The 9,673-nt window shown below is 63.6% G+C and carries 11 protein-coding genes; 9 read left to right on the top strand and 2 right to left on the bottom strand.

From position 1 onward, the window contains the following. Positions 1 to 181 precede the first annotated feature (181 nt). Entirely contained in the window at positions 182 to 445 is a 264-nt protein-coding gene (locus tag NKI08_RS04435; RefSeq protein ID WP_352767416.1) for a hypothetical protein, read from the top strand. A gap of 226 nt (positions 446 to 671) precedes the next feature. On the opposite strand, the gene NKI08_RS04430 is transcribed toward NKI08_RS04435, so the two are convergent. Further along, positions 672 to 1,667, bottom strand: a complete 996-nt coding sequence (locus NKI08_RS04430) for an aldo/keto reductase (RefSeq protein ID WP_352767414.1) — start codon at positions 1,665 to 1,667, stop codon at positions 672 to 674. Positions 1,668 to 1,772: 105 nt separating this feature from the next. Between NKI08_RS04430 and NKI08_RS04425 the strand changes: the two genes are divergently transcribed. From NKI08_RS04425 to NKI08_RS04405, 5 genes are all read left to right on the top strand, one after another. Next, a complete protein-coding gene (locus NKI08_RS04425) occupies positions 1,773 to 2,663 on the top strand; it encodes a LysR family transcriptional regulator (protein ID WP_352540002.1) in 891 nt (296 codons plus the stop codon). Between the two features lie 60 nt (positions 2,664 to 2,723). Continuing rightward, positions 2,724 to 3,302: a cytochrome b gene (locus tag NKI08_RS04420; protein WP_352767412.1), complete on the top strand. Its 579-nt coding sequence runs from the start codon at positions 2,724 to 2,726 to the stop codon at positions 3,300 to 3,302. 68 nt (positions 3,303 to 3,370) lie between these two features. Continuing rightward, positions 3,371 to 3,946, top strand: a complete 576-nt coding sequence (locus tag NKI08_RS04415) for a YceI family protein (protein ID WP_352767410.1) — start codon at positions 3,371 to 3,373, stop codon at positions 3,944 to 3,946. A gap of 140 nt (positions 3,947 to 4,086) precedes the next feature. Further along, positions 4,087 to 5,073: a Gfo/Idh/MocA family protein gene (locus NKI08_RS04410; RefSeq protein WP_352767408.1), complete on the top strand. Its 987-nt coding sequence runs from the start codon at positions 4,087 to 4,089 to the stop codon at positions 5,071 to 5,073. A 58-nt stretch (positions 5,074 to 5,131) separates the two neighbouring features. Further along, positions 5,132 to 6,790, top strand: a complete 1,659-nt coding sequence (locus NKI08_RS04405; protein WP_352767406.1) for an FAD-binding dehydrogenase — start codon at positions 5,132 to 5,134, stop codon at positions 6,788 to 6,790. Positions 6,791 to 6,954: 164 nt separating this feature from the next. Here NKI08_RS04405 and NKI08_RS04400 read toward each other — a convergent pair whose 3' ends face one another. Continuing rightward, a complete protein-coding gene (locus NKI08_RS04400) occupies positions 6,955 to 7,701 on the bottom strand; it encodes a GntR family transcriptional regulator (protein ID WP_023677587.1) in 747 nt (248 codons plus the stop codon). Between the two features lie 99 nt (positions 7,702 to 7,800). On the opposite strand from NKI08_RS04400, the gene NKI08_RS04395 reads away from it, so the two are divergent. The 3 genes from NKI08_RS04395 to NKI08_RS04385 all read left to right on the top strand — a co-directional run bounded on the left by NKI08_RS04395 (position 7,801) and on the right by NKI08_RS04385 (position 9,661). Further along, positions 7,801 to 8,355, top strand: coding sequence for an autotransporter (locus NKI08_RS04395; protein WP_352767404.1), 555 nt, complete (start codon positions 7,801 to 7,803; stop codon positions 8,353 to 8,355). A 155-nt stretch (positions 8,356 to 8,510) separates the two neighbouring features. Continuing rightward, a complete protein-coding gene (locus NKI08_RS04390; protein WP_352576294.1) occupies positions 8,511 to 9,296 on the top strand; it encodes a DUF899 domain-containing protein in 786 nt (261 codons plus the stop codon). Between the two features lie 98 nt (positions 9,297 to 9,394). Further along, positions 9,395 to 9,661 (top strand): hypothetical protein, encoded by a 267-nt coding sequence (locus tag NKI08_RS04385; RefSeq protein WP_352767402.1) that lies wholly within the window; start codon positions 9,395 to 9,397, stop codon positions 9,659 to 9,661. Positions 9,662 to 9,673 lie beyond the last annotated feature (12 nt).

The following is a 9,673-nucleotide window of genomic DNA, read 5'->3' as shown; positions in this document are numbered from 1 at the left end:
CCGACGCCACCCCTTCCATTGCCGAGCGGACCGAGACCAGCCACGGCCGCAACGAGTGGCGGCAGGCCGAGATCGTGGCGGCGGCCGAGCCGCTGATGCCCGGTCACCTGGCCTTCATCCGCATCACCAGCCGACGCGATCAGGCCAAGCCGTTGATGCGCCTGTTCATGGCTCCACGCTCATGTCGCCGCAGCGGGCGCTCCACCTCACTAGAGCTCATTGGCAGATCGAGAACGGCCTGCATTGGATGCTCGATGTCCATCTCGATGAGGATCTCAGCCGTGCCCGCAAGGACAATGCCCCCGCCAACACGGCCCTTCTCAATCGCCTCGCCAGAAACATCCTTCAGGCCGCCGATGCTGCCAAAGTTCCCATCAGCCATCGCATCAAGAAATGCGCCTGGAACGACGACTATCTCATCAATGCCATCACTCATATGCGATAGCCCTGCTCAAGGGGGGAGATCGGATGTCGCCTCGGCTTTCGCCAATTACCGGCGCCGGAAGGGCGGGCGGGGCGCGGGAACTGCCAATCTCCCCCCTTGAGGGGGAGATGTCCGGCAGGACAGAGGGGGTGTCTCGCGCCGAGGTCTCACAACGCTTTGCATCGCACCGTATTAGTCAAAAAGGGGTGCCCAAACGCCCCGTTTCGATTACGCCGTCGATTGCCGTTCACCCGTTAACCAGGGCCAGCAGCTCCTCGGTATAGCGCTTGCCGACCACCTTTTCCGGCGACAGGGCGTCGCCGATGGATGCCACCTCGGGCTGGCTCAGCACGATATCGGCTGCCGCCGTATTCTGCTCCAGATGGCGCATTTTTCGCGCACCAGGGATCGGGACAATGAAGTCGCCCTGATGCAGCACCCAGGCGAGCGCCAGCTGCGCCGGCGTCACGCCCTTCCCGGCGGCCATCTTTTCCAGCACGGCGACGACCGCCGCATTGGCCGCCATGGCGTCGGCCTGGAAGCGCGGCAACCCGCGGCGCCAGTCGTCGGCGCCGAGAACATCGGGCTTGGCAATCGTGCCGGTGAGCAGGCCGCGGCCGAGCGGGCTATAGGGGACAAAGCCGATGCCGAGCTCACGGCAGACGGCAAACACTTCCCCCTCCGGATCGCGGCTCCACAGTGAATACTCGCTCTGCACCGCGGCGATCGGATGCACGGCATGCGCCCGGCGGATGGTCGCCGCACTCGCCTCCGACAAGCCGAGCGCCCGCACCTTGCCCTCGCGCACCAGCTCGGCCATGGCGCCGACCGTATCCTCGATCGGCACGTTGGGGTCGACGCGGTGCTGGTAATAGAGATCGATCACCTCCGTATCCAACCGCTTCAATGACGCTTCGGCCACGGCCTTGACATGCTCCGGGCGGCTATCGACACCGGCCATGCGCTCCATGCCGCTGCCTTCTTCGAGGATATTGAAGCCGAATTTGGTTGCGATCGTCACCTTGTCACGCACCGGCTTCAGCGCCTTGCCGACCAGGATCTCGTTCTCGAAAGGGCCATAGACCTCGGCCGTGTCGAAGAAATTGACTCCGATCTCGACGGCATGGCGCAGCGTGGCAATCGCCTCCGCCTCCGGCTGGCCACCATAGGCAAAGCTCATCCCCATGCAGCCGAGGCCGACCGGGTAGACGTCAAGTTCATTGCCAAGCTTGCGGGTTTGCATCACGTGTCTCCTTGTTGTGATGGTTGTGATGAGGCAGAGATAGCGTCTTGCGCCGAGTTCGATAATCGGCTCTCAATTGCACGGGCTGTTCCAAGAAATAGATCAATGAAGCGAACCCATCTTTCACAGCTCGCGGTACTGGCAATGGTCGCCCAATGCGGCAGTTTTCGCGGCGCCGCCAAGGAACTGGCAATCGCGCCGTCGGCGGTCAGCCACGCGGTGTCCAGCCTCGAAGCGCGCCTCGGCGTGCGCCTTCTGGCGCGCAGCACGCGCAGCGTCGCTCCGACCGAGGAGGGCGCGCAACTGCTCGAGCGCCTCAGGCCGGCGCTGTCGGAAATCGACCTTGCGCTTGAATCGGCAATCGAGGCGCGCCACCGGCCGGCGGGCAATCTCAGGCTGACCGTGCCGCGCACCGCCGCCCACCTGGCGCTGACGCCAAGGCTCGGCGCCTTTGCTGCTGCCTATCCCGACATCGTGCTGGAGATCGTCATCGAGGACCGCTTCACCGACGTCGTCGAGGGCGGCTTCGATGCCGGTGTGCGGCTGGGCGAGAGCCTGCAGCGCGACATGATCGCAGTGCGCATCGGACCAGACCTTCGCGGCGCCGTGGTCGGCACGCCATCCTACTTCGAGACCAGGTCGAAGCCGCAGCATCCGCGCGATCTCGCCGCTCACCGCTGCATCCGCTTCCGCTTCTCCAGCGGCATTCTCTACCGCTGGGAATTCGAGAAAAACGGCGAGGAGATCGAAATCCCGGTGCAAGGGCCGCTGATCCTCGACGAGGACCATCTGATTGCCAATGCCGCGGTCGACGGCGCCGGGCTCGCCTTCGTGTTCGAGGACTATGTCCGCGACCCGCTCGCCGGCGGCAAGCTCGTTCGCGTGCTGGAGGACTGGTGCCCGCGCTTTGACGGTTTCTTCGTCTATTACCCCAGCCGCCGCCAGATGCGGCCGGCGCTCAGGGCCTTTGTCGATTTTTTCAAGGTCGGCGAGTAAGCCAACCCTCCCCACAAGGGAGAGGTGGAAGAAAGCCGACCTGGCATTCGTTCACCGACCATGTCAGCACTGCCCAAAAACCAGACGGCCGGCTACGGCTGGACGGCGATCATCCTTCACTGGCTGATCGCGGCGCTCTTTATCGGCCAGTTCGTGCTCGGCTTCGTCATGGTGCGGCTGTCCAGCCAGCGCACCGCCTTCGAGCTGATCCAGCTGCATAAATCCTTCGGCTTCCTGCTGCTTGGACTGGTCATCCTGCGCATCGCCTGGCGCCTAGGCAGACCGGCCCCGCCGCTGCCGCGCTCGGTCGGCCCTTTCGAGCGCCGGATGGCGCCGCTGGTCCATCTCGCGCTTTATGCGTTTCAGCTCGCTCTGCCGCTGTCCGGCTGGGCGCTGGTCTCGGTCTCGGTGCTGGAGATCCCGAGCGTGCCGTTCAATCTGTTCGTCATGCCCAATCTGCCGCTCGGTGAATCGGACACGGCAGAAAGCTTCTGGGCAGCGACGCACTGGTATCTCGCCTATGCCGGCATCGGACTTGTCGCTTTGCATGTCGCCGCAGCGCTGCGCCATCATTTCTGGCTGAGGGATACCGTGCTGACGCGCATGATCACGGCTTCGTCACATCACGACAGGGAATAGAGCGGACGGCTCATTCGTTGATGGGGCGAGGACGCAAGAAAGCGTTGCCTGCCAAGAGGACCATTTCCATGTACGCGCGCATCTTCGGATTTGCGGCAGCCGCCGCTTGTTTTGCCATGCCTGTTTTCGCCGCCGTTGCCCTTGGCGAGGCGGCCGGCAGCTACACGATCAGCCCGGGGAGTTCCAGCATCCATTTCTCCATCGCCAAGCTCGGCGGCGGCGGGCTCGACGGTGCCTTCTCCCGCTTCAAGGGCAGTATCCTCATCGACAACAGTGATGTCGGCCGGTCCCGGGTCAATTTCACCATCTTCCCCGAAAGCGTCGGTACCGGCCAAAGCCGCATCGATGCCTTTCTCCGCTCGGACGCCGTTTTCGACGCGGCCAACAATCCGGAGATCCAGTTCCGTTCGACCAGCGTCAAACGCACCGGCGACACGTCGGCCCTTGTCACCGGCCGGCTGACGGCGCGCGGCAAGACCTTTCAGGAAAAATTCACGGCCGAGCTCGGCGGGCTCAGGGCGGGCACGATAAAATTCCACGTCACCGGCAAGGTGCTGCGGTCGCGCTACGGCATGGATGTCGGCACGCCGATTTATTCCAACGTCGTCGATTTCGACATGACGCTGATGGGTAGAAGGGGATAGCCTTTGCAGGTTCCGCAGGGGGCAGCGCCGGCATCCGGACAAGCCGCAGATGATCGCCCTGTTCGCCGCCATGCTCCCGCATTGGCTTTTCTCCTGAATTAGGGCAAACCTCCAGGCCTGCAATCGAGAGGAGAAATCTGATGTTCCGATGGGGAGTTTTGTCGACGGCCAAGATCGGCCGCGAGCAGCTTTTGCCGGCAATCGTCGAAGCGGAGAACGGCGTGCTGTCCGCGATTGCCAGCCGCGATCTGTCGAAAGCGCGGGCGCTGGGCGAACGCTTCGGTGCGAGCCACGCGTTCGGCTCCTATGAGGAGCTGCTCGCCTCCAGCGACATCGACGGCGTCTACATTCCGCTGCCGACCTCGCAGCATGTCGAATGGACAGCCAAGGCGATCGAGGCCGGCAAGCATGTTCTGGTCGAAAAGCCACTGGCGCTCGACGCCAAGGACATTCCGCCATTGATCAAGCTGCGCGATGCCAGGAACGTGCTGGTCTGCGAAGCCTTCATGGTCGTCTACCATCCGCAATGGATCAAGGTGCGCGACCTCATCGCCAACGGCGCCATCGGCCGGCTGCGCCATGTCCAGGGCGCGTTCTCCTATTACAATGTCGACCCCAACAACATGCGCAACAAGCTCGATCTCGGCGGCGGCGCGCTGCCCGACATCGGCGTCTATCCGACGGTATCGACGCGCTTTTCGACCGGCAAGGAGCCTCTGCGCGTCCAGGCGACGATCGAGCGCGACAAGACATTCGGGACCGACATCTATTCCTCGATCCGCGCCGATTTCGGCGACTTCGAGCTGTCGTTTTACCTGTCGACGCAGATGGCGGCACGCCAGGTGATGGTCTTCCACGGCGAGAAGGGCTTCATCGAGGTGTTCTCACCGTTCAACGCCGGCCTCTACGACCATCACCGCGTCGAACTGCACAACCAGAACCACAGCGAGGCGCAGGTTTTCCGCTTTCCCGGCACGCAACAGTACCGGCTGGAAGTCGAGGCCTTCGCGCGGGCGGCACGGGGCGGCAAGGATCGTGTCTTCACCCTGGAAGAATCGGTGCTCAACCAGAAGGTCATCGATGCCATCTTCCGCGCAGGCGAGAAGGAAGGCTGGGAAACAGTCTAGGCCGGCGATGATCCCAAAAAGTGGGTACCGGTTTTTGGACGAGATCATGGCCAAATAGATGTCCGACGATGCGGATGTGATCATTGTCGGCGCCGGCCTTGCCGGCCTTGTCGCGGCGGCCGAACTGACTGCGGCCGGCAAGAAGGCCATCATCGTCGAGCAGGAGCCGGAGCAGTCGCTTGGCGGCCAGGCATTCTGGTCGCTCGGCGGCATCTTCCTTGTCGATTCGCCCGAACAGCGTCGCATGCGCATCCGCGATTCGTATGAGCTGGCGCTCGAGGACTGGCTGGGCACCGCAGCCTTCGACCGCACGGAAGATCTCTGGCCGCGCCGCTGGGCCGAGGCCTATCTCGGCTTCGCCGCCGGCGAGAAGCGCTCCTGGCTCATGCAGCGCGGCCTGAAATTCTTTCCGGTGGTCGGCTGGGCTGAGCGCGGCGGCGGCAATGCCGTCGGCCGCGGCAATTCGGTGCCGCGCTTCCACATCACCTGGGGCACCGGCCCTGGCGTGCTCGAACCGTTCGCGCAGCGCGTACGCGAGGCCGAGAAGCGCGGGCTGATCCGCTTCAAATTCCGTCACCGGGTCAACGAATTGACGCGGACGGGCAGCGTCGTCGACGGCGTGCGCGGCGACCTATTGGCGGCGAGCGACGTCGAGCGCGGCCGCAAGAGCTCGCGCGAGATCACCGGCGATTTCGAGCTGAAGGCGCAGGCCGTCATCGTCGCCTCCGGCGGCATCGGCGCCAATCACCAGCTGGTCCGGGAGAATTGGCCGAGGCGGATGGGCGCGCCGCCGAAACGCATGATCACTGGCGTTCCCGATCATGTCGACGGCCGCATGCTGGCGATCGCCGAAGCCGCCGGCGGCCGGCTGATCAACCGCGACCGCATGTGGCACTATGTCGAGGGCGTCAGGAACTGGGCACCGATCTGGACCGATCATGCGATCCGCATCCTGCCCGGCCCGTCATCGCTGTGGCTCGATGCGCGCGGCAAGCGCCTGCCGGTCCCGCTCTATCCCGGTTTCGACACGTTGGCCACGCTCAGCCACATCATGAGCACCGGCTTCGATCATTCCTGGTTCATCCTGACCAAAAAGATCATCCGGAAGGAGTTCGCGCTGTCGGGCTCCGAGCAGAACCCCGATCTGACGGGGAAGAGCTGGCGCCAGGTGCTCGGCCGCGCCACCAGCGGCGTGCCCGCGCCGGTCAAGGCGTTCATGGAGAAGGGCGAGGATTTCATCGTCGAGCCTGATTTGCCGGCGCTGGTCGCCCGCATGAACGCAGTGGCCGGCTGCGAGCCGCTGCTCGAACTGGCGCAGGTTGAGCGCGAAATCCGCGCCCGCGACCGGCAGCTCGACAATCCGTTCTCCAAGGACATGCAGATTACTGCGTTGCGCGGCGCGCGAGCCTATCTCGGCGACCGGCTGATCCGCACCGCAAGACCGCACAAGCTGCTCGATCCCGCCAATGGCCCGCTGATTGCCGTCAGGCTCAGCATCCTGACCCGCAAGACGCTCGGTGGGCTGGAGACTGACCTCGACAGCCGCGTGCTGGGCGCCGGCGGCCAACCAGTCGAGGGGCTGTACGCGGCGGGCGAGGCCGCCGGTTTCGGCGGCGGCGGCATGCACGGCTATGCAGCGCTCGAAGGCACGTTTCTCGGCGGCTGCATCTTTTCCGGCCGCAGTGCCGGACGGGCGGCCGCGCGGATTGTGGCATAAAACAAGGCCGGGGACAGTCGTTGCGCCAAGGTGGCGAGTCGCACCGAGTGGCCAACTTCCCTTAGAGCATTTTGCAGCCAAATGGAATCATTTGGCGTCCGCATAAATGCGGCAAAACAGATAGTTAGAGCGGGTTACCGGTTCCAGGAGAACCGGAACCGGCTCTAGGCGAAGGGCTGCAAATTGACGTCTTGAAGCTTGGAACCGGCAAGCAAAGCCTCGAGCACCTGCTTCTTGAGAGACAGGCATTGCGAACGGGCAAGTTTGACGATGGCGGAAACCTCGCCTGCCTCGCAGGCAAGGACCAGCTCCTTTTGCTGGGCGATGATCAACTGGGTGAAGTCGCGGGATTTGAAGCCGAGGTGGAGAACCCGCGCCGACTGGTCGAGTATCTGGTCCAGGAGATGCGCCAGTCGTAAATTTCCCGAGAGCTCCGCAAGGGCCAGACGAAAGGCACGGTCGGCCGCAAGGAAGGCGACGTGGCTGCGTAGCGTCTCCGGCTTCAGCACTTTTTGCGCTGCCAGCCTGACATCCTCGAGCCCGCGCTCGGTCATGTTCGATGCCGCCACCCTGAACACTTCCGGCTCGATCAAGCTGCGGACATCGAAGATCTCGTTGACATCCCGCAGGCTGAGCGTAGCAACGACGTAGCCGCGGCGCGGCTCGCTCCTGACCAGTCCTTCCTGCATCAGTCGGGCCAGCGCCGCGCGGATCGTCGCCTTTTTGATCTGGTATCGATCACCGATCTGTTTCTCCGTCAGCGCTTCACCGGGGCGCAGCACGCAGGCGATGATGTCGTTCCTCAGCTGCTCATATGCCTGTTCCCTGCGAAGGACGTCGGCGGCCGACAGTGCTGTCGCCTCGACCGTGGCCGGCCTTGCCGGTTCGGCGGTCAACTTCGTCGTTTTCATATTCTGTCCGTCTGGCTGTCCCGTTGACGCTGGCATCAGCATTCGCTAGCGTGAGCATCTCAGATTGATGATCTGAGCATCTCAGGGAGGATAACTGATATGCCTTTACCCGCCAACTCGCCTCTCTACGCCGCTGCCGATGATATCGTCAATGCCGCGAAGGGGCCAGATCCCCTCGAAGCGGTAAGGACGGTCCTGGGCGACTATACCAACCGCTTTCACGCATCGGGAACACTCGCTCACGAAGAAGACGACGACGAGGTGCTTCTGCATGCGAGTCCGAACCTGACGATCTATCACATCACGCTGTCGCCCGGCCTGCAGTACCCGCCTCACAACCACCTGATGGATGCCTTGATCGGCATCTACAAGGGCAGCGAGACGAACTTCATCTATCCCGTTGCCGGCAGCGAACTCGATGTTCCCGAAAGGCAGGACATCGCCGCACCTGCCGTGGTGCACATGGCGTCAAATACCGTTCATGCGGTTGCGAATACGGGCGGTGCGCGATCGGGTGCGCTGCATGTCTACCTCGGCGATCTCACACGAACCCACCGGCAGCTGTGGAGTCCGGATAGCAACCAGGCCGAGCCGTTTGACAATGACCGCTATCTGGCCGGCGCTCGGCCCATTCAGCAGTCCGGGCACGAATGAGCAGAGGCGTCGCGGGCGGCGAAATTGGCCGTGATCAGCGGACCTGTCGGAATCGCGTCACACTTGTCACTCTCGCCAATCCGCTATCGCCCCTATCCTATCTGACGACCCAACACGTCGCGGCTGCGGCGACAAACCAGCAAGGGAGATGCACAATGACGGCACATCAGAATGGCACAGGCGAGCAGACGACGCGGCTCGCGATGAAGACACCACCGGTCGTTTCGCCTGACGCGTGGGAGGCCGCGCGCCAGCAGCTGCTCGTGAAGGAGAAGACCGTGACCCGGGCTCGCGACGCACTGGCCGCCGAGCGCCGGCGGATGCCGTGGATGGCGGTGGAGAAGACCTATACGTTCGAAGGGCCTGACGGAAAGGTGAGCCTGCTCGACCTGTTCGAGGGCCGCCGTCAGCTGATCGTCTACCGCGCCTTCTTCGAGCCCGGCGTATTCGGCTGGCCCGACCACGCTTGCCGCGGCTGTTCGTTGGGGGCGGACCAGGTCGGCAACCTCGCCCATCTGAACGCCCGCGACACCACGCTTGCCTACGCCTCGCGCGCACCGCAGGCCGACATTGCGCGGCTGAAGGCGCGGATGGACTGGAAGATGCCCTGGTACACCATCACCGACAGCTTCGATGCCGACTTCGGCGTTGACGAATGGCACGGCCATAACGTGTTCATCCGCGACGGCGACCGCGTCTTCCGCACCTACTTCATCAACAACCGCGGTGACGAGGCGATGGGGACCGTATGGAGCTATCTCGACCTGTCGCCGCTCGGCCGCCAGGAGGTTTGGGAAGATTCGCCCGAGGGCTATCCGCAGACGCCGACGTACAAGTGGTGGAATTGGCACGACAATTACGGCGCCGAAGCCGTCCCCGATAAAAAATGGGTCGAGATATCGGACGCCGGAGAGGCCGCGTTCCGGAATCGCACCGAATAGAACGTCTTTGGCGTCGCGGAAATGCAGCCAGGACAATTGGAGGAGCGGGATGCACGGTTCAATTCGACGCATCCCGCTCGCTATGCAGGACTACGGACATGAGCGAGATTCATGCAGGCGGATCCACCGGCGATGCGAGCCCGGCCGACCATAGTGCAGCCGATTGGCTGTCCTTTGCGGCCGCGCCGACCTTCGCAACCATGGCGCTGCTGACGCTTCTCGGCGGCGCGCCGGACATGATGTGCTCGACCGGGCAAGAGGCGTCACTGCTGGGCGGCATGGTCCCGATGTACCTGCTGATGAGCGGCTTTCATTTAGGACCTTGGCTGAAGCAGGTTTCCGGCCGGCGACGCCGCCGCAAATAGAGCTGTACCGGC

It is taken from the genome of Mesorhizobium sp. M0768 (genome assembly GCF_040320195.1).
Taxonomy (GTDB): Bacteria; Pseudomonadota; Alphaproteobacteria; order Rhizobiales; family Rhizobiaceae; genus Mesorhizobium.
Note: the sequence above shows the minus strand (reverse complement) of the source record. Positions and strands in the feature narration are given on the sequence as shown.

What these genes read in the sequence shown, in the direction of transcription:
- NKI08_RS04400 (WP_023677587.1), bottom strand. Translation starts at nt 7,701, where the DNA reads ATGAAAACGACGAAGTTGACCGCCGAACCGGCAAGGCCGGCCACGGTC.
- NKI08_RS04430 (WP_352767414.1), bottom strand. Translation starts at nt 1,667, where the DNA reads ATGCAAACCCGCAAGCTTGGCAATGAACTTGACGTCTACCCGGTCGGC.
- NKI08_RS04425 (WP_352540002.1), top strand. Translation starts at nt 1,773, where the DNA reads ATGAAGCGAACCCATCTTTCACAGCTCGCGGTACTGGCAATGGTCGCC.
- NKI08_RS04390 (WP_352576294.1), top strand. Translation starts at nt 8,511, where the DNA reads ATGACGGCACATCAGAATGGCACAGGCGAGCAGACGACGCGGCTCGCG.
- NKI08_RS04410 (WP_352767408.1), top strand. Translation starts at nt 4,087, where the DNA reads ATGTTCCGATGGGGAGTTTTGTCGACGGCCAAGATCGGCCGCGAGCAG.
- NKI08_RS04415 (WP_352767410.1), top strand. Translation starts at nt 3,371, where the DNA reads ATGTACGCGCGCATCTTCGGATTTGCGGCAGCCGCCGCTTGTTTTGCC.
- NKI08_RS04405 (WP_352767406.1), top strand. Translation starts at nt 5,132, where the DNA reads ATGTCCGACGATGCGGATGTGATCATTGTCGGCGCCGGCCTTGCCGGC.
- NKI08_RS04420 (WP_352767412.1), top strand. Translation starts at nt 2,724, where the DNA reads ATGTCAGCACTGCCCAAAAACCAGACGGCCGGCTACGGCTGGACGGCG.
- NKI08_RS04395 (WP_352767404.1), top strand. Translation starts at nt 7,801, where the DNA reads ATGCCTTTACCCGCCAACTCGCCTCTCTACGCCGCTGCCGATGATATC.
- NKI08_RS04435 (WP_352767416.1), top strand. Translation starts at nt 182, where the DNA reads ATGTCGCCGCAGCGGGCGCTCCACCTCACTAGAGCTCATTGGCAGATC.
- NKI08_RS04385 (WP_352767402.1), top strand. Translation starts at nt 9,395, where the DNA reads ATGAGCGAGATTCATGCAGGCGGATCCACCGGCGATGCGAGCCCGGCC.